General features: G+C 65.9%; 18 protein-coding genes. 8 read left to right on the top strand and 10 right to left on the bottom strand.

The window, feature by feature from the left end:
* Positions 1 to 13 precede the first annotated feature (13 nt).
* Complete coding sequence (locus FOC84_RS16165) at positions 14 to 973, bottom strand: MrcB family domain-containing protein (protein ID WP_173145303.1); 960 nt, start codon at positions 971 to 973, stop codon at positions 14 to 16.
* 231 nt (positions 974 to 1,204) lie between these two features.
* On the opposite strand from FOC84_RS16165, the gene FOC84_RS16160 reads away from it, so the two are divergent.
* Complete coding sequence (locus FOC84_RS16160; RefSeq protein ID WP_173145302.1) at positions 1,205 to 1,486, top strand: peptidylprolyl isomerase; 282 nt, start codon at positions 1,205 to 1,207, stop codon at positions 1,484 to 1,486.
* An 85-nt stretch (positions 1,487 to 1,571) separates the two neighbouring features.
* Here the strand turns inward: FOC84_RS16160 and FOC84_RS16155 are convergent, their stop codons facing one another.
* The 4 genes from FOC84_RS16155 to FOC84_RS16140 all read right to left on the bottom strand — a co-directional run bounded on the left by FOC84_RS16155 (position 1,572) and on the right by FOC84_RS16140 (position 5,841).
* Positions 1,572 to 2,312, bottom strand: coding sequence for an ATP-binding cassette domain-containing protein (locus tag FOC84_RS16155; protein ID WP_173145301.1), 741 nt, complete (start codon positions 2,310 to 2,312; stop codon positions 1,572 to 1,574).
* A gap of 12 nt (positions 2,313 to 2,324) precedes the next feature.
* A complete protein-coding gene (locus FOC84_RS16150; RefSeq protein WP_173145300.1) occupies positions 2,325 to 3,287 on the bottom strand; it encodes a sugar ABC transporter substrate-binding protein in 963 nt (320 codons plus the stop codon).
* Positions 3,288 to 3,306: 19 nt separating this feature from the next.
* The gene (locus FOC84_RS16145; RefSeq protein ID WP_173145299.1) at positions 3,307 to 4,248 is read right to left on the bottom strand and encodes an ABC transporter permease; all 942 of its coding nucleotides are present in this window, start codon (positions 4,246 to 4,248) and stop codon (positions 3,307 to 3,309) included.
* An 84-nt stretch (positions 4,249 to 4,332) separates the two neighbouring features.
* Entirely contained in the window at positions 4,333 to 5,841 is a 1,509-nt protein-coding gene (locus tag FOC84_RS16140) for a xylulokinase (protein WP_173145298.1), read from the bottom strand.
* Between the two features lie 341 nt (positions 5,842 to 6,182).
* Between FOC84_RS16140 and FOC84_RS16135 the strand changes: the two genes are divergently transcribed.
* The 3 genes from FOC84_RS16135 to FOC84_RS16125 are packed head-to-tail and all read left to right on the top strand — an operon-like array spanning position 6,183 to position 9,190.
* A complete protein-coding gene (locus FOC84_RS16135; RefSeq protein ID WP_173145297.1) occupies positions 6,183 to 7,118 on the top strand; it encodes a 3-keto-5-aminohexanoate cleavage protein in 936 nt (311 codons plus the stop codon).
* A gap of 31 nt (positions 7,119 to 7,149) precedes the next feature.
* Positions 7,150 to 8,349, top strand: a complete 1,200-nt coding sequence (locus FOC84_RS16130; RefSeq protein WP_173145296.1) for an ABC transporter substrate-binding protein — start codon at positions 7,150 to 7,152, stop codon at positions 8,347 to 8,349.
* Positions 8,350 to 8,371: 22 nt separating this feature from the next.
* A complete protein-coding gene (locus tag FOC84_RS16125; RefSeq protein ID WP_173145295.1) occupies positions 8,372 to 9,190 on the top strand; it encodes an SDR family oxidoreductase in 819 nt (272 codons plus the stop codon).
* Positions 9,191 to 9,199: 9 nt separating this feature from the next.
* Here the strand turns inward: FOC84_RS16125 and FOC84_RS16120 are convergent, their stop codons facing one another.
* Together FOC84_RS16120 and FOC84_RS16115 are read right to left on the bottom strand one after the other, a co-directional pair.
* Positions 9,200 to 10,129 carry a LysR family transcriptional regulator gene (locus tag FOC84_RS16120; protein WP_173145294.1) on the bottom strand — a complete coding sequence of 310 codons (930 nt, stop codon included), beginning with the start codon at positions 10,127 to 10,129 and terminating at the stop codon, positions 9,200 to 9,202.
* A 99-nt stretch (positions 10,130 to 10,228) separates the two neighbouring features.
* A complete protein-coding gene (locus FOC84_RS16115) occupies positions 10,229 to 11,758 on the bottom strand; it encodes a DUF1254 domain-containing protein (RefSeq protein WP_173145293.1) in 1,530 nt (509 codons plus the stop codon).
* A gap of 143 nt (positions 11,759 to 11,901) precedes the next feature.
* On the opposite strand from FOC84_RS16115, the gene FOC84_RS16110 reads away from it, so the two are divergent.
* Complete coding sequence (locus FOC84_RS16110) at positions 11,902 to 12,489, top strand: hypothetical protein (protein WP_173145291.1); 588 nt, start codon at positions 11,902 to 11,904, stop codon at positions 12,487 to 12,489.
* A gap of 117 nt (positions 12,490 to 12,606) precedes the next feature.
* Here FOC84_RS16110 and FOC84_RS16105 read toward each other — a convergent pair whose 3' ends face one another.
* Complete coding sequence (locus tag FOC84_RS16105) at positions 12,607 to 13,176, bottom strand: ureidoglycolate lyase (RefSeq protein ID WP_173145289.1); 570 nt, start codon at positions 13,174 to 13,176, stop codon at positions 12,607 to 12,609.
* Positions 13,173 to 13,412, bottom strand: a complete 240-nt coding sequence (locus tag FOC84_RS16100) for an Arm DNA-binding domain-containing protein (RefSeq protein ID WP_173145288.1) — start codon at positions 13,410 to 13,412, stop codon at positions 13,173 to 13,175. Before FOC84_RS16100 ends, FOC84_RS16105 begins: the two co-directional genes overlap by 4 nt.
* An 83-nt stretch (positions 13,413 to 13,495) precedes the next feature.
* Between FOC84_RS16100 and FOC84_RS16095 the strand changes: the two genes are divergently transcribed.
* The gene (locus FOC84_RS16095) at positions 13,496 to 13,876 is read left to right on the top strand and encodes a cupin domain-containing protein (protein ID WP_173145287.1); all 381 of its coding nucleotides are present in this window, start codon (positions 13,496 to 13,498) and stop codon (positions 13,874 to 13,876) included.
* A 7-nt stretch (positions 13,877 to 13,883) separates the two neighbouring features.
* Here the strand turns inward: FOC84_RS16095 and FOC84_RS16090 are convergent, their stop codons facing one another.
* Positions 13,884 to 15,125: an MFS transporter gene (locus FOC84_RS16090; RefSeq protein ID WP_173145286.1), complete on the bottom strand. Its 1,242-nt coding sequence runs from the start codon at positions 15,123 to 15,125 to the stop codon at positions 13,884 to 13,886.
* 324 nt (positions 15,126 to 15,449) lie between these two features.
* Between FOC84_RS16090 and FOC84_RS16085 the strand changes: the two genes are divergently transcribed.
* Positions 15,450 to 18,578 carry a WG repeat-containing protein gene (locus FOC84_RS16085; RefSeq protein ID WP_173145285.1) on the top strand — a complete coding sequence of 1,043 codons (3,129 nt, stop codon included), beginning with the start codon at positions 15,450 to 15,452 and terminating at the stop codon, positions 18,576 to 18,578.
* Entirely contained in the window at positions 18,575 to 21,445 is a 2,871-nt protein-coding gene (locus FOC84_RS16080) for a WG repeat-containing protein (protein ID WP_173145284.1), read from the top strand. Before FOC84_RS16085 ends, FOC84_RS16080 begins: the two co-directional genes overlap by 4 nt.
* Positions 21,446 to 21,452 lie beyond the last annotated feature (7 nt).

Raw genomic sequence — 21,452 nt, 5'->3', positions numbered from 1 at the left:
ACTGACTGAACGGCTAACCGGTCTTCCTAGTCGCGAAATGCTTGTTTCTAAACTCATCAACATCCGAAATATACTCGGACCGATGGATCATTCGATGGCAGTTTGCGCATAGCACAGCGAAATCCGATTCAGGATCCATCGACACCTTTTGCCCCTTTAGCGTAGCGAGCGGCCGCAAATGGTGTGCCTCAATGTAGCCTTTACCTAGATCTCCGTAGATCTTCTCGAAATCAAGATTACAAACTTCGCAGACGCAGCCCTTTTTCGCCTTCACTTGCTTAGTGAGCTTGGCGCTACGCTCTAGCCGCGCATGCATCCGAAAGCGCGTCAAATCCTCATACAGCAGGTCTGCTGGCTCATCTGCTTCCGACTCTGCGCTATAGCCACCCACAGTCTCGGCTTCGTAGAGCATGCCATACAGCATCAGCATCGCCTTCAGATCCTCAACCAAGACCTCTTCTGTAGGCAGATCTTCCGCCGGATAGTATTTGGCACATATGTTTGCCGCCTCGTAAAAGGCCGTATCGTTCGACGACGCACTGGGAGCAAGGTCGATTTCCACCAGCGGGAATTGCTTCCAAGCAGAGCCCAGCAAAGCTCTGAAATTCGCCGCCTTCGCCTTCAGCGCTGTCTTGGCATCTGACTTGTAGTGAGCTTTCGCTTCAGTCATCCCCTGGTTCAGACTCAGGAACACACCTTGCATATCTTCGCGAAACAAGAAGACCGGGTAGTAGCCTGACTGAGCACTCTCGGTAATCGGTGCATAAAACACGCCCAACCACGGGCCGCGCCCCCAATTTCCTTGGCCCGAGCTGCCCTTGCAAGTAAGTTGCCGATCGGCACCGACAATGGCCGCCACCGTGTCTCGGAAGTCTCGACGTATGAACTGAGCGAGAGGGTGGCCGGAGAAGGCCGCACCGCGCGCCGCTGCATATTCCTTCAGGACCTTGCTCAGACACTGTCGAATACTCATGTGCTTTTGGCCTCTTTTCCGGGATGCACTCTTGCGTTATCCCTAAATGAATGATTGAGGCCATTTATAACATTTTGAAATAATCGATAGTAATCAAGGGACTACACAACAAGTCCGAGGCCATTGCCTTAGAGCTTTCCATGCTCTCGAGTTACCCTAGCAATTCCTGCAGTAGCTCGCTGAATGCGTTACTCTCCCTCTCCCCAATTCAAGTCCGCAAGGAGCCCCCAAATGGCACAAGCCTCCGCCCGTCACATCCTCGTCTCCACCGAAGCCAAGGCTAACGAACTGAAGACCGCCATCGAAAACGGCGCCGACTTCGCTCAGCTGGCCAAGGAAAACTCGAGCTGCCCGTCCTCGCGCGACGGTGGCAATCTGGGTTCGTTCGGCCCGGGCCAGATGGTCAAGGAATTCGACACCGTGGTGTTCAGCGCCCCGGTTGGCGTGGTCCAGGGTCCGGTGAAGACGCAGTTCGGCTATCACCTGGTTGAAGTGACCAGCCGCAAGGACTAAGTCCCGCAGCGATACGCAAAAAGGCCGCCGCCAGAAGAGTCTGGCGGCGGCCTTTTTTTGTCCGCTCGGACGACGCGCGAGGAACCTATTCCCTGCCCGTCATCACCATATGCGCCAGCGCATCCGCGTCCAGCCCGGCGACATCGCGTTCGATGACCTTGGCGCCGCTCTTCAGGATCGCGACCCGGTCCGCCAGCGCCACCACATCGGCCATGTTGTGGCTGATGAGAATCACGGTGCGCCCCTCTTCACGCAGCTTGCGCACCAGGTTCAGCACCAATGCGGTTTCCTTAACCCCCAGGGCGGCGGTGGGCTCGTCCATGATAACGACGCGGGCGTCCCAACGCAGGGCGCGGGCGATGGCGACGGCCTGGCGTTGGCCGCCGGACATGCGTTCCACCGGTCTGTCCATGTCATCGATGGGCACGGACAGACGTTGCAGGTAGCCGCGCGCGTCGTGCGCCATGCGGCGCTTGTCCAGGACGCTGAACGGACCCATGCGGCGCACCAGCTCGGCGCCCATGAAAATGTTTTCCCAGATGGACAAGCGCGGGGCCAGCGCCAGGTCCTGGTAGATGGTGGCAATGCCTTGCACCAGGGCGTCGTGGGGCGAGCCGAACACGACCTGCTGGCCGTTCAGGCTCATCGCGCCGCCGCTGGGTTCCTGCGCGCCGGAGATGATGCGGATGAGCGTGGACTTGCCCGCGCCGTTGTCGCCGCAGATGGCCATGACCTTGCCCTGGGGCACATCCAGGTCCACGCCCTTCAGGGCTTCGACGGCGCCATAGGATTTCTTGATCTGGCGTAGCGACAACGCGGCGGTCATGGCTGCTGGCTCTTACTTGGTATGTTGCAGGAATTTCTGCACGTTGCTGGCGTCGACCAGGACGGAGTCCATGAACAGGTAGGGGCCGGCGGCGATGGTTTCCCGGGGTTCCTTCTTCACGACGATGCGGTCGATGGCGTAGATGGCCTTGGTGCCCATCTGCTCGAAGGGAATCATCATGGTGGCGGTGATGAGACTGTTGGGATCGGCGATGCGGCGGTAGGTTTCCGGGCTGCCGTCGACCGACACCAGGGTGATGTCACCCTTCTTCATGCCCTGCGCCTGGAGCAAGTCGTCGATGACGTAGGCCTGGCCGTCGAACGAGGCCCAGATGCCCTTGAACTGGCCTTGATGGCGCAGCAACAGAGCCTGCATGCCATTGCGCACGTCGTCGCGCCAGCTTTGGGTGCGGGCCATGCTGAACTTGGCCAGGTCCTTGACGGCGGTGTTCTCGGTCAGAACGGCGTCCAGCATCTTGCCGCGGATACGGGTGCCGGAGTTGCCGTCGAAGCGGGCGGACAGGATATTGCCCTGATAGCCCATCTTGCCCAGCATATAGAGCACGGACTGGGCGCCGGTGGCGTATTCGTTGACCTCGACGTCGAACAGCATGTGGGGGCTGGCGCCGGACATCACGCCGACGACGGGGATGCCTTTCTCCTTGGCGGCCTGCAACTGTGCATCGGTTTCGACGGGCTTGCCCATGGCGATGACGATGGCGTCGACTTTCTTGTTGACCAGGGTGTCGAGCTGTTCGGCCAGCTTGGGCAGCGACCCTTCGGCGTTCAGCTGGGTCACGGTCCAGCCCTTGGCGCGGGCGGCTTCGGCAGCGGCGTTGGCAACACGCGCATGGGTTTCCGAGGACATCTGGAACGCGACGACACCGACATCGAAGGCGTGGGCGGCTGCGCCCATGGCCAGGGCCTGCACGGAAAACGCAGCCAGCAGCAGATTTCGCATCAAGGATTTACGCATGGTTCTCTTCCCCTTCCGATCAGAATTTGAAGGCCGCTTTCTTCAGCACGGCCGATGACACCGCGACGGACGCGATGATGATGAAGCCCAGCACGATGTCCTGCACGTAATACGGCGCGCCCATGAGGACCAGGCCGTTACCCAGCACTTTGAGGATCAGCGCAGCGACCAGCGTGCCGGGTATGTTGGCGTGGCCGGGGTTGAACATGGTCATGCCCAGCAGGACCGCGGCGATCGCGTACAGGAAGTAGTCGCCGGCCATGTTGGGCGCGGCGGACGACAGGCTGGACGTCAGCAGCACGGCCGCCAGGCCCGCGCACAGGCCGGACAAGGCCAAGCCTATGCTTTTCATGGCGCGGATGTTGATGCCGGCCAGCCGCGCGGATTCGCCGGCTTCGCCGGTGGCGGTCATGCGGGCGCCGGTGCGGGTCCACTTGACCAGAAAGAATGCCAGCAGCACGGCGCCCAGCATCCACAACACCAGGGCGGGAATGCCGAAGGGCTTGCCGCGTGCCAGGTCGGTGAATGCGGCAGGCCAGCGTCCTACATAGGAAACGCCATCGGTCAGCATGAAGGCGAAGCCCCGCGCCATGGCAGCCATGCCCAACGTCGCGATCAACGAGGGCACGCGCAGCCGCGTGACGGCGATGCCGTTCACCAGGCCACACAGCAGGCCCACGCCCAGGCCTGCGCCTATGGCCAGGAGCACGGGCTGGCCGGTATGCACCAGGGCGCCGGTCACGACAGCCGCCAGGCTGGCGACGTCGGCCACGGACAAGTCCAGTTCTGCCGTGACCAGCGCCAGCGTGAAGCCGATGGCGATGATGGCCAGGAAGCTGGTTTCCTTGGCGATGTTCAGAAGATTGTTGGGCGCCGCGAAATTCGGGGCGGCCAATGCGAAGAAGAGCACCAAGACCAATCCCGCGATTGCCGTGCCGTACTTTTCCAGGATGCCGCGCATCGACTCAACCCTTGCTGCGTTTTGCTTGTTATGTGGGCGCGTCGCTGCGCCCTGCTGATGGCGACGTAGTTTATACCCGGGCCATCAGCCCATGTCGATGCCTGCCAGCGCGCGCGACACGGGCGCCAGCGCGGCTTCCGCGGCGCGGAACTGGTGGTACATGCGGCGATAGGCATGGGCCCGCTCGGCTTGGGGCTCGTAGCGTTGCGCCACGCGCACCAGGGAATCCTGCGCGGCCGCGAAGTTGCTGTAGCGCCCCAAGCCCGTCCACGCCGCCACCGCCGCGCCCAGCACGCCGGGCTGCTCGGCCTGCCCGACCACCAGCGGGCGTTCGCAGATGTCCGCTTTGACTTGGCACCACTGGGCATTGGACGCGGCGCCGCCGCCGAAGCGGATTTCCACCACAGGATTGCCCAGCGCGCTTTCGGCGCGCTCCAGCACGATGCGGTTAAGAAAGGCCACGCCTTCCAGCACGGCCCAAGCCAAGTCGCCCGGGCCGTGGCGGCGGTTCAGGCCCAGGAAGGCGCCTCGCAGGTGCGGGTCCCAATAAGGCACCCGTTCACCCTGCAGATAGGGCAGGAACAGCGCCGGCTGCGGGTCGCGCGGCGCGTCCAGCAAGGCGTCCATGGCTTCGCCCACGCCCGCCATCCCCTCGTCGCCCAGACGGCCCAGCAACGGCAACAGCCACGCCACCGTGTCCGCGCCGTTCTGGCCCGGCCCGCCGATCTGATGATGGCCGCCGCCCCAGTCCACCGTCATCAGGCCCTGCGCCTGCACCGGCTCGGCGCCCACGGCGCCGAAGACTTCGGTGGTACCGGAGATGTTGTAGGCGTAGCCCGGCCGCAAGGCGCCCAGGCCAGCCACGGCCGCCCAGGTGTCGTTGGCGCAGGCCACTACGGGGCGTCCCGCCAGGCGCGCCAGCGCGCCCGGCAGCCCCGCTTGCACTGGCCCGACGATATCCAGCGGATCGAGCAGGCGCGGCACCCAGGCCGGGTCGGCTCCCGCCGCCGTCAGCAGATCCGGACACCCGGGCGCGGCGCTTGCGGCCGCCGCCAGCCGCGCCATCGATACCGTGTCGCTGGCAGTACGTCCGGTCAGGCGGAAATTCAGGTAGTCCTTGGGTTCCAGCACCAGCCGCACCCGGGCCGCGTGCTCGGGTTCGGCGCGCAGCAGCCAGGCCACGCGCGCCCAGGGATGGAAAGCGTTGATCTGCGCATGTTCCGGATGGGACGACGGCATGGACGCAAGCCACGCGCCCACGTCCGCCGCCGCGCGCGTATCGCGCCAGGTGATCGCGGGCCGGATGGCGGCGCCTTGCGCATCAATGAAGACCTGCGTGCGCGTGACGCCGCAGATCGCGACGGCCTCCACCGCGTTGAAAGCGGCGTCCGCCTGCGCGGCCAGGGCATCGGCCAGGGCTTGCAAGCCGCGCCACCAGGCATCGGCGTCGATCTCGTCCCAGCCGGGATGATGGTCAGGGCCGGCGCGCGCGGGGCTTTCGATGAAGCACGAATGCGCGATGGCGCCGTGCGCGTCCACCAACGCGGCGCGAAAGCGCGTGCCGCCCAAGTCCACTGCCAATACGTAGCTCATGTCGGCACCTGCGTCAGGCGGATCTGGCCGCGCCCAGGCTGCATGGCCCGCAGCGGGCGGGAGGTCTGAATATCAAGCATGGGAAGGCGATTTCTGCGTGATCGGACAGCCATCGGAACGGGCGTTCCGGATTACGGAAATTGTAGTCCAGCCGGGATTCCCCCGCAGGCGCGGCACGCCATTTTCGCTGCACCGCAGCACCGAAAATCCTATCAATTGATTATTTCTGTTCAGGTGACATGGGCCACGGGCGTGGGACAGAATGGCCCACACCCGGAGGAGACAGCCGGGGCCATGAAAACCATCAAAAAATGCATGCGCAAGCGCGCAGCCCGAGGCCCATGAAAAAGTCCAGGAACAAGGTCATCATCACCTGCGCGATCACCGGTTCGGTCCACACGCCGTCGATGTCGCCGCATCTGCCCGTCACGCCCGACGAGATCGCGCAGTCCGCGCTGGATGCTGCCCAAGCGGGCGCGGCCATCGTGCACTTGCACGCGCGCAAACCCGATACCGGGCAGCCCACCCAGGATCCGACGCTGTACGCGCAGTTCCTGCCGCGCATCAAGCAAGCCTCGGACGTGGTGATCAACATCACCACCGGCGGGTCGCCTGTGCTGCCCATCGCCGACCGCATGGCGCCGGCGCTGCAATTCAAGCCCGAGGTCGCGTCATTGAACATGGGCTCGATGAACTTCGGCATGTATGAGCTGCTGGAGCGTTTCAAGGAATTCAAGCACGCCTGGGAACGTCCCTATCTGGAAGGCAGCAACGACCTGATCTTCAAGAACACCTTCAAGGACATCGAGCACATCCTGACCGCGTGCAGCGACAACGGCACGCGCTTCGAGATCGAGTGCTATGACATCGGGCACCTATACACGGCGGCGCATTTCGTGGACCGCAAGCTGCTCAAGCCGCCCTTCCTGATCCAGTCCGTATTCGGCATACGCGGCGGCATCGGCACGCATCCCGAAGACGTGATGATGATGAAGCGCACGGCGGACCGCCTATTCGGCGACGACTACATCTGGTCGGTGTTGGCCGCCGGGCGCAAGCAGACGCCGCTGGCGACGATGGCGGCGACCATGGGCGGCAATGTCCGCGTGGGGCTAGAGGATTCGCTGTGGGACGGGCCGGGGGAACTGGCGCAATCCAATGCTGACCAGGTGCGGCGGATACGCCGCATCCTGGAAGACCTGTCCTTGCAGATCGCCACGCCCGACGATGCTCGCGAGACGCTGCAACTGAAGGGCCGCGACAACGTCGCGTTCTGAACAAGAATCCAATCCCGTGGGGAGATCAGACATGAAAAAGACATTGTGCGCGACGGCCGTGGCCGCGCTGTTGGGGATGGCAAGCGCGGCGCAAGCCGACGATGGCGTGATCCGCATCGGTTTCATTACCGACATGTCCGGCCTGTCGGCGGACGCCGACGGCCCGGGCGGCGCCGAGGCGATCAAGATGGCCGTGGCGGACCTGGGCGGCGTGGTGGCGGGCAAGAAGGTGGAGATCCTGGTGGCGGACCACCAGAACCGCGCCGACATCGCCTCTTCCAGGGCGCGCGAATGGCTGGACCAGAAAGGCGTGAACATGCTGATCGCGGGCGCGAATTCGGCGGCAGCGCTGGCGATGGCGAAAGTAGCGGAAGAGAAAAAGACGCCCTTCTTCGTGGTGAGCGCGGGCGCCTCAGAGCTGACGAATTCCCAATGCACGCCCTACACCGTGCACTACGTGTACGACACAGTTTCGCTGGCACGCGGAACGGCGCGGGCAATGATGAAGGAAGGCAACAAGGACTGGTTCTTCCTGACGGTCGATCACGCCTTCGGACACGCGCTGGAACGCGACGCGGCGGCGGTGGTGCAGGCCGATGGCGGCGCCACCAAGGGACGGGTCCGGCATCCCCTGAACGCGGCGGACTTCTCGTCGTTCATCTTGCAGGCGCAAGCATCCGGCGCGTCAGTGCTGGGGCTGGCGAACTCGGCCAGCGACACCAGCAATGCCGTCAAGGCCGCCAATGAATTCGGCCTGACGCCGAAGATGAAGATCGCGGGCCTGCTGGTGTTGATCACGGACGTGCATGCACTGGGCCTGCAAGCGGCGCAGAACATGTATCTGACCACGGCCTGGTACTGGGACCAGGACGATGCCTCGCGCAAATGGGCGTCGCGCTTCGAGGCCACCATGAAGAAAAAACCGTCGATGCTGCAGGCTGGCGACTACTCCGCCGCCACGACCTATCTGAAGGCGGTGGCAGCCACCAAGAGCACCGATGGCGAGACCATCATGAAATGGCTGAAGGCAAATCCGGTCAACGACTTCTTCGTCAAGGACGGCAAGATCCGCGCCGACGGCCTCATGGTGCACGACATGTTCCTGATGCAGGTGAAGACGCCGGCCGAGTCGAAGGCCCCATGGGACTACTACAAGCTGGTGGCCCGCGTGCCGGGCGACCAGGTCTATACCTCGCCGGCGGAATCGACCTGCCGTTTGATGAAGCCTTGAGCCGCAATACAAAGGATCTGGCATGACTGTGAAGAACGCTGTCCCGGGGGATATTTCCGCGCTGCCCGTGGACCTGTCCGGCAAGCGCGCCATCGTGACCGCGGGTGCGGCCGGCATCGGCGCGGCGATCGCCGCCGCGTTCGCCGAACGCGGCGCGCGGGTCCACGTCTGCGACGTGGACGAGCAGGCCCTGGCGGCCTGCCCCCATCCCTGGTCGCGCGCCGACGTGAGCCGGCGCGACGAGATCGACCGCTACATGCGGGAAGCGCTGGCGCAGCTGGGCGGCCTGGACGTACTGGTGAACAACGCGGGCATCGCCGGGCCGACCGCAGGCATCGCGGACATCCAGCCGCAGGAGCTGGACGCGACGCTGGACATCAATCTGGCATCGCAGTTCCACACGGTGCGCCATGCGTTGCCGGCGCTGCGCGCTTCAGGCGGCGGCAGCATCATCAACATCAGCTCGGTGGCTGGCCGCATGGGCATCCCCATGCGTACGCCCTATGCCGCGACCAAATGGGGCGTGGTGGGCCTGACCCGTTCGCTCGCGGTCGAGCTGGGCGGCCATGGCATCCGCGTCAACGCGCTGCTGCCGGGATTGGTGGCCGGGCCGCGGATCGACCGGGTGATCGAAGCGCGCGCCAGGAACATGGGCCTGACCGTGGAGGAAGAAACCCGGTTGGAGTTGGCCGGCGTCAGCCTGCGGCAGTTCGTGCGCGCGGCGGACATCGCCAACATGGCGCTGTTCCTGGCGAGTCCGTTCGGGGCGATGATCAGTGGGCAGGCAATCAGCATAGACGGCGACCTGCAATCGCTGCCCTGGCAGCCGCCGGCGGATTGAGGCTGCGGTCTACTCCAGCAATTGGACCGTCTGCGCATAGACGCCCTGGCGGCGGTCCTGCGCCGTGGCGCGCAGGGCGTCGAGCAGCCGCTCGGCCAGGTCCCGGTTGCGCGGCTCCTTGCGGGTGATGAGAAAGAAGTCGAACCACTGCCGCGACGCCAGGGGCCGGGCGACCAGATCGGGATAGGCCGTCACGATGTCCCACGCGGACAGGGCGTTGACCAGGCTGATGCCCTTGACGGCCCGGACAGTGCCAGGCAGCAAGGACATATGCGCCCGCATGCCGGAGCTCAGCAGCAGCGAATCCGCGATGTCGCCCTGGGCGACCACATAGTCGGACCACAAGGGCTTCACGTAGGTGTCTGGCGGGATCTCGCCCGCCGCGATGGTGTCGCGCGCCGCCAGGGGATGATCGCGATGCGCGATGGCCATGACGTCGGCGCGCAGGAATGGCGTGAACGCCAGGCGCGCGCTGTCGCGTTCCACCGCGCCCAGGCCGAAGTCCGCGCGCATGGTCTCGACGGCGCTGATGGCCTGCACCGACGATTCGATGTCGATGGAAAAAGGCCGGGTGCCGTTGGCATCCAAGTAGCGCCGCACGGCGTCGGGCGCATAGCCCAGCGCCAGCGCGGGCGAGGACGCGATCCGCAGGCCGCGTCCGCCGAACTGTTCAATGCTGTGCAGGGCCTCGTCGATGCGGACCAGTTCGTCCAGCACGAACTTCGCTTCGCTGTAGAGGTACTGGCCAGCCTCGGTGGGGCGCAGTGTCTTGTGAGACCGGTCGAACAGCTGCACGCCGGTGGCGCTTTCCAGACGGGAAATCGCGTGGCTGACCGCTGGTTGCGTCAGATGCATGGACTGCGCCGCCTGCCGGGTCGACCCGGTCATGACGACGGCGTAGAAAATGCGCAGGTCGTGAATATTGAAGTTGCGCTTCATGCGGCGCGTCGCTCCCTGTATGGGCGGCTGCCCGACTGCGCCCGGCCGAAGACTGCGACGACTGGTCCGCGCAAGGCCTTCTTGTAGCCCAGACCGCCGTTAGTGTCGAACCTGCGGCGGGAAAGGCGCCGGACGAGCCGCCGGCGCCTGCCTGGCCCGCTCTATCTGCGGCGACGCCCACTTGCCGTCCAGCAACGCAGGCTTGGGCCAGTAGTACCGCAACGTGACCATGAAAGGCCCGGCCGGCGCGGGCAGCCAGTTGGACTCCTTGCCCTTGCCCGGCGACTCCGACTGGATGTAGATCGTGATGGCGCCGTCGCGGTCGCGTTTGAGCGTTGGCAGCATGGACGAGTTAATCAGATAGCGCTTGAGCGGATTGGACGCCAGCAGCTGCTCGGGCAGGCGGTACAGGGTCATGGACCAGAAGGCGTTGACGGGCGGCAGGCTGCGCGGCGCGAAGCGCAGGGTGTATTTGTTGCGACCATCCAGCGGCTGGCCGGTGCTGTCGTTTTCCAGCACGGGATACAGCGCTTCCACACGGCTGTTGCCGCCGATGCCGACCTGCGTGCCCGTGGCGCGCGCCAGATAGTCGTTCTTCAACGTGTTGCGGTCGCCGAACAGCCCATCGGTCTTGCCGTTCAGGGCCTCGCGGTTCTTGTCGATGTCGTTCTGGCCGTCATGCATGCCTTCCTGCAAGGCGCGGCGCAATGCTGGGTTCATGCTGTTGAAATCGAACTGCCGGCCCGGTTCCAGGCCGATGCTGGCAAAGCGTGCGCGCAATGATTGTTCCGAGGGATGGGCCGGCGCGAACCGCAGCAGGAAGGCGAGCTGGTTGTAGAACTCCAGCGAACTGCGCATCTGCGCAGGCGGCTCGGGCGCGATCCAATCGACGGCCGGCGCCGGCTCGGGCGCGCGCTGCTTGCGAAAGGCCGACAGGGTCTGGACCTTGTAGCGCGACTGGATGCGCTTGACGTTCGGCAGGTCACCCGCGTTAAAGAGCTGGGTGCGTCCGACCAGATTGACCAGATCGGTTTCCGACCTGATCACCTTGGTGATGCCGGCCGGCGGCTTGCCCTTCCAGTTCGGACCTGCGACAAGGAACCGGCCACCGCCATTGCCCGTGCTGCGGCTGCCGATGTAGGCAAAGTTATAGGTGTACAGGTCCATCAGTTGCAGCACGAAGTAGCGCCGCGGCTCCATGGCGGGCACGGTGATGACCACGGGTTCGGCGCGCAAGTCCAGGACCGCGAAGGTGTATGGCGTGTCGGCGTTGGGCGTGACGAAGGCGGTATCTTCGGGCGTGAACACGCGCGCGACGTTGTTGACGCTGTTGAACGGGCCCTTGTACTGGGGGTTGTTCTTGTCGATGCTGAAGGCATGCATGGTCTGGTAGCTTGCGACCATGGGCGTGCCGTACAGATAGGCTTCGCGGGCGATGCCGCGCGCCTGCTGCGCCGTGACGCCGTCGATGCCGACCGATTGCGATCCGCTCGAATCGTGGGCGTTGAGGGCGCACCCTGCCAACCCTCCTGCCAGCGCCGCCGCGACGGCCAGCCGCGCCGCCATCATCGCGGGGCGGCCGTGGCGGGCCTTGGAGAAAAATCCAGTGCTACTCTGGCAATCGCGCATCCGGTGCTCCAACACAACACTGCGTGAGGTTGGCGACGCCCATGCGGCGGCGTCGCATTCAAAGCGTAAATTCCGGGGAATTCTGGCATATTTCCCGGCGATGTAGAAGAAACGCCGTACCCACACAGGAACAACAGCAGCCCATGCATACGCAAGACCCGGCCACGGAATATCCGCAGATGAACATCCGGGCGTCCTCTTACTTCGTGCTGCAGGCCGCGCATGCATGCGCGCATTGCGGCCAGGAAACGCCCGTGCACGCCCTGGCCGTACCGCCCGGCCACCAATGCACCGAAGCCGATATCGAGTTGGACGAGGCCGATGCCAGCAGCCTCGGACTGAGCCCTGCCGCATTCCACGACTGGCTGTTCAGTCCGCCGCAATGGTTGGAGATTGCCGACCCCGCGCTGATTTCGCAGACCTGGCTGCTGTCGCCGTCCGTGGCGCAGGCCATGCAGGCGCTATCGCCCCATTACCGGCGGAATCCCGACAACCAGGGGCAATGGACCAACTTTTGCGCACACTGCGACAGCGCGATCGGGGAAGGTGATCTGTACCCGAAGCGGAGCCAGGCGTTCAGCCCCGCGAACGCCCAGGCCGCCGACCGAATCCAGGTACGCAAGGTAGAGGCGCCGTTCGAGGCCTACTACGGCATGTGCTGGACGGCCAGCTACCGCAACAAATGGCCGCTGTTCGCCCGCATGGGCTACGAGTACAGCGAGGCGGACTGAAGACGAAGACCGGCCAGCGGGCGCACGCGCAGGCCGCGAACCTTCGGATTGCGCGTCAGGAAACGCTGGCGCAAGCGCCGCCAGCGGGCGGACGGCTTCATCCGGGAATACGCCGCGCTAAGCAGCGGAGATCTGCGTTTCGGCGACCTCTACCTGGCCTTCAAGGCGTTGGACGGGAATCGCCGCGATGGCGCTTTCGCTGGCGTTGGCGTCCGTGGTCAGGTGCTGGATCAGATCCACGGTGGTGGACCGGCGGGTCAGCATCAGGCAGGTGACTTCCTCGTCCGTGACGCGCGTGGCGTGCCAGCAGCCGGGGCGCATGCAGACGCCCTGCCCCTGCGGCACGCGGAACGCCGCGAGCGTGGCCAGGTCGGGGCTGCCGTCGGCCCCGCTGCGCGCCACGACCTGGATGATCTCGCCCGTCAAGGGCACGATGGCCTGTTGCGTCAGCAGGTGCTTTTCCAGGCTGGCGATTTCAAAGGACTGGCTGCGGTAGTTGACCCACAGCAACTCGGCGTCGCCGCCGGCGCCGGTGTTGAACAGATGCTCCTGCCAGAAGTCGGTGGCAGGATTGGAGAACAGCGGCACGCCGTTGCCATCCGGCATGGGCTTGCCCAGCATCCAGCCGTAGACCCTGAAGGCGTCCGGCGTCAAATCGTTGATGTCCAGCTGTTTTTCGCTCGTCATGCGGAACCCTGTGATGGCTTGGTCGCGCCGCCGCGCTTGGGAAACTCGGCGCTGTAGTCGAACTCGCCGCGCGCGATGGCCTCGAGTATGGCAGCCCGCCTGTCGGCGGCGCGCTTGAGGTTGGCGGCGGTGGGCTTGGCGCGGATGCGTTCGACGCAATGCCGGCCTTCATAGAAGAAGCCGATCTCGATGGAAGACTCGGACGCGGGCCTGACCCCATCGAATCCCTGGCGCATCGCCCTCTCCTGTTATAGCCGATGAAGATGCACATGATATCGCTTTACACTGGCCCGACACCTCTCACGCCAGGACGCGCAACATGACCACCCATCTGTCGTCGCACTATCTCTTGCTGGACGCCTCGGGTACCTGCTCCACCGTCGCGGGCGGCAAGGCCTTCTGGTCGCAGCCCGAAGAGGAACTGGAACGGTTCGGCCGCGGCTGGCTGGTGTCCGAGTACGCTTTCGAGACAGACTGGCCGCAATGGGAAATGCACCCGCAGGCCGACGAGGTCGTGCGCCTGATTGAAGGCAGCGCGGAACTGCGGCTGGAATGGCCGACGGGCGAGCAGGCCGTGCGGATGCAGGCAGGTGACGCCTACGTGATCCCCAAAGGCATCTGGCACACGCTCAAGGTGGCCGGGCCCTGCCGCATGCTGCACATCACCATGGGCGCGGGCACGCAGCACCGGCCGCTGTAAGCCGCCGCTAGCCCGGCGCGCCGACGGCGCGCGCACGCTGGATCTCGCGGTCGTCGATGGGCCAGTGCAGCGCCGCCGACAGCACGCCCAGCGCCATCGCGCCCAGCCAGATCAAGTCATAGGACCCGGTGGCCTCGAACACCACGCCGCCCAGCCACACGCCCAGGAAGGAACCCAGCTGGTGGCCGAAGAACACGAAGCCGAACAAGGTCGTGATGTAGCGCACGCCGAACACCTGCGAGATCAGGCCGTTGGTCAGCGGCACCGTGCCCAACCAGACAAAGCCCATGACCGCCGCGAACACGTACACGGTCCATGACGACAGCGGCAGCAGCACGAACAGCGCGATGGCGGCCGTGCGCAGCAGATAGATGCCGGCCAGCAGGTACTTGCGGCGGTGGCGCCCGCCCAGGACGCCGCAGATATAAGTGCCCATGACATTGGTCAGCGCGATGATGGCCAGCGCCGCCACCGCATCGGACGCGCGCAGGCCCTTGTCCATCAGGTAGGCGGGCAAGTGCGTGCCGATGAAGGCGAGCTGGAAGCCGCAGGCCAGGAAGCCCAGGTTCAGCAGCCAGAAGCCGGGTTGGGCGAACGCTTCGCGGATGGCCGCCGGCATGGATAATCCGGCCTCCCCCGCGGAGACGCCCTGTTCCCGGCTGGCCGGCTCCCTCAAGGGCAACGCCAGGGGCAGCAACATGGCCAGGACCACCGCGAACGACAGCAGGGCCGCAACCCAGCCCCAGCCGCCGATCAGCCATTGCGCGGCCGGCACCATGGTGAACTGGCCCAGTCCGCCCACCGCGCCCGCCACGCCTAGCGCCCAGCTGCGGCGCTCTGGCGCCACCAGCCGGCTGAGCGCGCCGTAGATCGCCGCGAATGCGGTGCCGGACAGTGCGATGCCGATGCACACGCCCGCCGTCCACAGGAATCCGGCGGGCGTAGTGGCATACGCCATGCCCGCCAGCCCCAGCGCATAGAACACCAGTCCGCCCGCGATCACCCTGGCCGAGCCGTAGCGGTCGGCAATCATGCCGGTGAAGGGCTGGACCACGCCCCAGGTCAGGTTCTGCACCGCCAGCGCCATGGCGAAGGTCTCGCGGCTCCACCCCCTGTCCATCGTGACGGGCAAGAGGAACAGGCCCTGCACGTGGCGCACGCCCAGCGCCAGGCCCATGATGACGCCGCCGGCCAGCACCAGCAGCAACAGCTGAGAAGCATCCAGGGAAGACTTGCGCGAAACAGGCATGGCGAACCTCGGCAGTGGAACATCGCCTCCATGCAGGCAGGCACCGGCGTCCATTACAGGACTGCGGCGGCCGCGCATCAACCGATTATTTTTTGTCCGCTGCATGCTTTGCGGGAATGTCAGCGCAAGCCGGAAATCGACGCTGCGCAGGCACGCGGACGGGTGTTGTTAACGGTTTGTTTGTTACGGTTACATTTACCGCGTAATTGCCCGCTGTCGCTGGTTACAGTGCTGCCTTCGCATCTTTCTTGGCAGGCATACGACCATGTGGCACGCCCGGCTCGGCCTTTACGCTTGCGCGGTTGCAGCCCGCGCCGCTGCACGATGAAGACCCCGCTCGCCCTCAAACCGTTGGCGCTGGCCGTGGCGCTCGCCACCCTGCTGCCCGCCGTGCCCGGCGCGGCGCAGGCGCGGTCCGGCTGGATCAACCAGTGCGCCCCCGGCTACAACGAATACAACGGCGCCAACCTGGAATGCCAGCAGGCCTTCCACGAAGGCCTGGCCGCCGTGCTGACCGGATCGGCCAACGATGACGCCGGACGCTGGGGCTACCTCGACAAGCAAGGCCGCATGGCCATCGCGCCGTCCTTCCAAGAGGCCAAGTCATTTCAGAACGGCCTGGCCGCCGTGAGCCAGGACGGGCTCTGGGGCTATATCGACACGCAAGGACAATGGGCGATCAAGCCGCGTTTTGCCGAGGCGACGGGCTTTAACGCCGAGGGCACCGCACTGGCCGAGGAAGAAGGGCACGATGTGCTGATCGACCGCTCGGGCAAGGTCGTCAAGACCTTCGAGCTGGGCACGCGCTCATGGGGCTTCATGCGGGGGCAGAAGCTGGCATCGATGGAAATGCCCATGCCGCCACGCCTGTTCAACACCGCAACCGGCAAGGCGGCGACGCTGCCCGCCGGCGTGATGGCGCTGGCCGCGCCCAGCGGCGGCTACCTGCCGGCCCAGTTGCGCGATTCGCGCTACGGCGGCTGGTGGGGCCTGCTGGATGACCAGGCCCGCTGGGCGATCGCGCCAGACGTGCTGCGCGCCCGCGAGCCTGCTCTGCGCGACGGCGACGTGCTCGCGGTGAGCCGCAAGGACGGCTGGGAGTTCGTGGATCCGCGCGGCAAGACCCTCCAGGCGCAGCGCTACGAACACGTGCAGTTGGCAGGACCCGGGCTGTGGCTGGTCAAGCAGAAAGGCGCGGGCAAGGCGCTGCTGCTCAACGCCAAGCTCGGCGTCCAGCACGCTTTCAAGGGTAATTACATCGGCCTGGATGAACGCGACGGCTGGCGCGTCATGATTGATGACGAGGCCGTGCTGCTGATCGATCCCGTCGGCAAGTTCCACAAGATGGACGCGCGCCATGGCCGCGTGCAACTGAGCAATGGGCAGGCCTGGGTGACGGCATCCCTGCCGCCGCAAGCCGTGGATATGGCGGTCGATGCGGCGGCTACGGCTGATGCTGCGGCAATGGCCGCCGATGCGGCGGCTGCCGGCACCACCGCAGCCGCCGACAACGATGGCCCCGGAGAAGCGGTGGAGGCCTCGGCCGACGCCGCAAGCTCCATGCAGAACGCCGGCGCAGCCGATGCGGCAGCGGCCGCGGTGGCGGCCGCATCGGAAGCCGAGACCGTGGCCGTCGACGTCGCAACGCCTGCCGCGATGGACGCAGCCGCCGCCGCGGTAGACGCCGCCGCCGCCGCGGAAGCGGCAAGCGCGGATGCGGCTCCCGATGCCGGCGGCCTGCTGCAGATCTACACGCGCGAAGGCAAGCCGCTGCTGGACGCCGACACGGTCGCGCGCCTGCAGGATTACGACATCAGAGCCTTTTCGGCCAGCGAGTCGACCCGCGGCCGCGCCGCCGCGGACAGCTTGCCGCTGGCCCTGCTGCGGCCGCTGGACTACAAACAGCCGCTCGGCATCCTGACGCCCAAGGGCAAGATCGTGACCAACCCGGACTGGGAGGACATGTCCAGCTACGGCGCGTCCATGCCCTTGCCGGTGCGCGCCACCAACGGCAAGCATGGCGCCATCGATGCCGACGGCAACTGGTCGGTGCCCCCCCGCTACAGCGTCATCCGCCCGTTCCACGGCGCCTACGCGCTGGCAGGCGCAGGCAGCCGCAGCCGTGGCGACGACAAGCTGGTGATTGACGCCCGCGGCAAGGCCGTCGCGGTCCCGGCCGAGGTGCTGGACGGCGCCATGAACTTCGACGGCGAACTGATCCAATACCGTGCGCCAGACGAGAACCGCGAGAACCGCTGGGGCATCTGGAACGTCGCCCGGGGCGCGCCCGCCGTCAAGCCCGTGCACGAAAGCATGGAGAAGTTCGAGGACGACTGGGCCAAGGTCCAGCACCAGGAGCGTTGGGGCGTGATGAACCGCCAGGGGAAATGGGTGGTGCCCGCCACGCAGGAGAGTTCCTACAAGCTGGACTACCTGGGCAACGGCCTCATGCTGGTCGAGGACAACGCTCCCGGACAGCGCGCCCGCAGCTCTTTCGACACCACCTACCGCCTGGTGGACCTGCGTACCGGCAAGTCCAGCGAGCTTGTGACCGGCAAGCCGGAGCGCTTGAAGGACGGACGCTACCTGGGCGCGCTGGCGGGCGGCGGAACCGTGGTGTTCGACGCAAAGGGCGGCGCCACGCGGGTCTCCGACGGCCAGGCCAAGCGCAAGGAGCTGTACCAGCACTGGATCTACATCGAGCATGAGGACCGCGAGGGCGCCATCGACGCGCGCGGCAACATGAAGGTCCCGGCCATCTACGGCGAGTTCAATCCGTTCTTCGCGCAGCCCGAGGGGCTGGCGCGCGCCTACACCGGATCCGGCTACCGCCTGATCGACCAGGACGGAAAGACCGTGCTGCCCAAGCTGGGCGACGGCTCGCCGCTGGCTTCCATGCGGCGCATCGTGTTCCACGATTCAGAAAATTCCGTCAGCATCATGACGGACCTGCAGGGCCGCGAGATCACGCGCATCGATGGCACGTACAGCGTGGAAGACAACGGCGCCAATGAGGGCGTGGCCCCCTACCGCAGCGGCTCGGGCAACGGCCGGCACGGCTTCATCGATGCCAGCGGCAAGCGCATCGTGGGACCGCATTTCGACTCGCTGGGTCCGCTGAACAACGGCCTGGCCGTGGCCCGCCGCCTGCAATATTCCGGCAAGCTGTACGGCTACATCGACCTGACGGGACGTTATGCAATTCCGCCCGTCTTCACCTGGGCCGGCAACTTCAGCGAGGAACGCGCGCTGGTCCGCGGCAACTACCAGGACCGGAACACACAGTACATCGACACCAAGGGCGTGCCCATCGCCACGTTTACCGTGGTGTGCGACACCGTGACGATCCTGGACGACCAGGGCAGGATCACCTGGCCGCAACAGAAGATGGATTGCCCCGTGGCCGACAAGTTCGAACTCGCCCCCGACAACGCCAAAGCGAAACAACCATGAAGTCACGCGCGATACGCACCACCCGCCTTGCCTGCGCCCTGGCCGCGCTGGGCGCGTCCCTGTCGGCGCATGCGCAGTTTTCGTACTGCATCGAGGAAAAGCCCTACAGCGTCGCGGCCGATGACGATATCAGTCCCTACGCCAACGGCTGCATCCGCACGCTGGCGGATCAGCGCGCCGCGGTGCTGCTGCCCTCCGCGCTGGTGAACATCGACCGCGTGCCGCCCGACCAGTCGCTGCGCCGCCATGCCTGGGGCTTCCTGGACCAGAACGGCCGGCTGGCGATTTCGCCCATATTTGAAGCGGTGGGCGACTTCCATCACGGCCTGGCCGCGGTGAAATGGAAAGGCAAGTGGGGCTTCATCGATACCAAGGGCCGGATGGCGGTGCCGCCGCGCTACGACGGCGTGCAGGACTACGCCGAGATCGGCCTGACCGTGGCCATACTGGACGGCCGCTATCAATTGATCGACCGCAAGGGCCAGCGGGTGGGCGAACCGCTGGACGAGGGTGTCCAGTCCTTGCACGTGGGCGCGGGCGTGCCGGCGCTGGCGACGGTGGAGTACAAGCCGGAGTATCGCTCCAGCACCGGCGAACGCCGCTATAGCGACCCCGGCGTCGGCATCATCAAGTCCTACGGCAACGGCCTGTACATCGCCATCAATGCGGAAGGCCGGTACGGCCTGGTGGACCGGGATTGGAAGTGGGTGCTGGAGCCCAATTATCAGGATATTTCGGTGCCGGGCGACGACGGCTCGATGGCCGTCGCCCATAGCGACGGCAATGCGCTGCTGCTGGACCCAGACGGTAAGGCCGTGGGCGCGGACCAGGGCTATCGCAGCATGATGCCCGTGACAAAGGCATTCTGGAGCGCCGAGCTCGGCCGCGGTTCCTATGCGGTGCTGGATAGCGGCGGCAAACCCGTCATCACGCTCAAGTCCGCCGAGGCGCAGGAATCCCAACGCTACGGCGACGCCATCGTCTACCCCTCGGACGGCAAGCAGATGGCGCTGGTTCCGGGACGCGCTGAACCGCTGACGCTGGGCGCGGGCCTGTTCGTGGCCGAGAACCAGAACGGCTACGTGCTGTTCTCGAACGAGGAACGCGTACCCGTGGGTCTCTTGACGCCCATGGGCAACTGGCTGCATGGCGAGAGCGCGCCCGCCTGGCTGGAAGACACTGGCCGGATGGTGCTCCGCCAGGGCAAGCTGTGGATCTTCAAACAGGAAGGCGAACTGCTCAACGTGCTGGACGACGCAGGCCGCGCGCTGCTCAAGCCCGAAACGGTGGAGGCCGCCAAGAGCCGCTCGCTCAAGGAGCTGCCGCTGGACATACCCGGCAGCGCGCTGGGCCTGCTGGCCCAGGATCACTGCCAATGCGCCGAAGACGGCGCCGGCCTGCTGCTGGCCGACGGCGGCATCGCCTCCGACCCGGCCTGGAGCAACATCATCCCGCTGGACGGATCCGACGAGGATTACGGCGCGCAGGCCGATGCCGAGGCCGCCGGACTCAAGGCCGAACAACTGCGCTACGCCGCGCAGACCGCCGCAGGCCTGCTGCTGCTGGATGCCATGGGCAAGCCCATGGACCTGCCCGCGCAACAGCATATCGGGCCGTTCCGCCATGGTTATGCGCCGGCCTACGCCGATGGCGTGAGCCGCATGCTGGACCGCGACGGCAAGACCTATGACCTGCCCCGAGACTTCTTCGAAACGCAGATCGTCGCCCCCGGCGTGGTCCGTTTCCTGAAGACCGCGGCCGAGGGCTCGCCCTGGGGCCTGTACGACTTCGTCGCCGGCAAGGAAATCGCCGCGCCCGCGTTCCAGGACATCGGTCTCTTTCAGGACGGCCAGGCGGTCGCCTCGCTGGGCCAGGACCGCGTCGGGATCGTCGACCTGCAGGGCAAGTGGATCGTGCCGCCCAGCCATCACAGCGCCGAACGCATCACCGCCAAGATATGGACGCTGCGCCAGGCCGGCCCCCAGCAGGAAGAGTACGAACGTCCCGCCGCCGTCTTCAATGCCGAAGGGCGTGCGCTGACCGCCTTCCGGCCCAAGCTCTCGGTCGGCGTGGACGGCAACGGCGAGATCGCGGCAGGCGACGGCAAGCAGCGCTGGACCATCACGCCGGACGGCTCGGAAGCGGTGGACATGGAGGATGCGGACTACCTGCGCATGGGCGACTGGACGGTGCTGCGCCGCGCGCCCCGCAACGGTTATCTGGACAACCAGGGGCAATGGCAGATCGCGCCTTTCTCCGCCACTGCCGGTACCTTCCGCGGCCAACCCGCCCGCGCCCTGCTGACGGGCGAAGACGGTTCGCGCTTGATCGACGACCAGGGCAAGACCGTGACCACGCTGCCCGCCGGTGAATGGCGCTGGCCGCAGGGCTCCGACATGCTGCTGCGGCATCACTACGCCGGCAACCGGGAGATGACCGACTACACCGGCCTGGACGGCAAGAAGCGGCTCTCCGTCGAAGGCCACGCATCGGCCTATTCCGAAGGACGCGCAGTAACGCGCGTGTCCAACCGGGGCATGCGCGCGCTGGATGGCAAGGGCGCGCTGGCCGGCCCCGCGTTCGACGCGCTGGGCCCGCTGCGCGGAGGCCTGGCGCCGGTCGGCATGGATAGCGGCTACGGCTATGTGGACGCCCAGGGCAAGCTCGCGATCGCCGCCGACTACCGGGTGGTCGCGCCGTTCGGCGATGGCCGCGCGGTGGTGTCCACGCTGGAGCAGTCGATGATCATCGATCCCTCCGGCAAGCAGGTGGCGCGCGTGGAAATGGAATGCGGCGTACGTACGCTGTACGGTTCGCACAACCAGCGGCTATGGCCGCTGAGCCTGCCCAGCCGCTGCCCCCGCTAGCGCCGCG

This window comes from Achromobacter pestifer (genome assembly GCF_013267355.1).
Taxonomy (GTDB): domain Bacteria; phylum Pseudomonadota; class Gammaproteobacteria; order Burkholderiales; family Burkholderiaceae_B; genus Achromobacter; species Achromobacter pestifer_A.
This window is presented reverse-complemented; position numbering and strand designations above follow the sequence as displayed.

What these genes read in the sequence shown, in the direction of transcription:
- FOC84_RS16165 (WP_173145303.1), bottom strand. Translation starts at nt 973, where the DNA reads ATGAGTATTCGACAGTGTCTGAGCAAGGTCCTGAAGGAATATGCAGCG.
- FOC84_RS16160 (WP_173145302.1), top strand. Translation starts at nt 1,205, where the DNA reads ATGGCACAAGCCTCCGCCCGTCACATCCTCGTCTCCACCGAAGCCAAG.
- FOC84_RS16155 (WP_173145301.1), bottom strand. Translation starts at nt 2,312, where the DNA reads ATGACCGCCGCGTTGTCGCTACGCCAGATCAAGAAATCCTATGGCGCC.
- FOC84_RS16150 (WP_173145300.1), bottom strand. Translation starts at nt 3,287, where the DNA reads ATGCGTAAATCCTTGATGCGAAATCTGCTGCTGGCTGCGTTTTCCGTG.
- FOC84_RS16145 (WP_173145299.1), bottom strand. Translation starts at nt 4,248, where the DNA reads ATGCGCGGCATCCTGGAAAAGTACGGCACGGCAATCGCGGGATTGGTC.
- FOC84_RS16140 (WP_173145298.1), bottom strand. Translation starts at nt 5,841, where the DNA reads ATGAGCTACGTATTGGCAGTGGACTTGGGCGGCACGCGCTTTCGCGCC.
- FOC84_RS16135 (WP_173145297.1), top strand. Translation starts at nt 6,183, where the DNA reads ATGAAAAAGTCCAGGAACAAGGTCATCATCACCTGCGCGATCACCGGT.
- FOC84_RS16130 (WP_173145296.1), top strand. Translation starts at nt 7,150, where the DNA reads ATGAAAAAGACATTGTGCGCGACGGCCGTGGCCGCGCTGTTGGGGATG.
- FOC84_RS16125 (WP_173145295.1), top strand. Translation starts at nt 8,372, where the DNA reads ATGACTGTGAAGAACGCTGTCCCGGGGGATATTTCCGCGCTGCCCGTG.
- FOC84_RS16120 (WP_173145294.1), bottom strand. Translation starts at nt 10,129, where the DNA reads ATGAAGCGCAACTTCAATATTCACGACCTGCGCATTTTCTACGCCGTC.
- FOC84_RS16115 (WP_173145293.1), bottom strand. Translation starts at nt 11,758, where the DNA reads ATGCGCGATTGCCAGAGTAGCACTGGATTTTTCTCCAAGGCCCGCCAC.
- FOC84_RS16110 (WP_173145291.1), top strand. Translation starts at nt 11,902, where the DNA reads ATGCATACGCAAGACCCGGCCACGGAATATCCGCAGATGAACATCCGG.
- FOC84_RS16105 (WP_173145289.1), bottom strand. Translation starts at nt 13,176, where the DNA reads ATGACGAGCGAAAAACAGCTGGACATCAACGATTTGACGCCGGACGCC.
- FOC84_RS16100 (WP_173145288.1), bottom strand. Translation starts at nt 13,412, where the DNA reads ATGCGCCAGGGATTCGATGGGGTCAGGCCCGCGTCCGAGTCTTCCATC.
- FOC84_RS16095 (WP_173145287.1), top strand. Translation starts at nt 13,496, where the DNA reads ATGACCACCCATCTGTCGTCGCACTATCTCTTGCTGGACGCCTCGGGT.
- FOC84_RS16090 (WP_173145286.1), bottom strand. Translation starts at nt 15,125, where the DNA reads ATGCCTGTTTCGCGCAAGTCTTCCCTGGATGCTTCTCAGCTGTTGCTG.
- FOC84_RS16085 (WP_173145285.1), top strand. Translation starts at nt 15,450, where the DNA reads ATGAAGACCCCGCTCGCCCTCAAACCGTTGGCGCTGGCCGTGGCGCTC.
- FOC84_RS16080 (WP_173145284.1), top strand. Translation starts at nt 18,575, where the DNA reads ATGAAGTCACGCGCGATACGCACCACCCGCCTTGCCTGCGCCCTGGCC.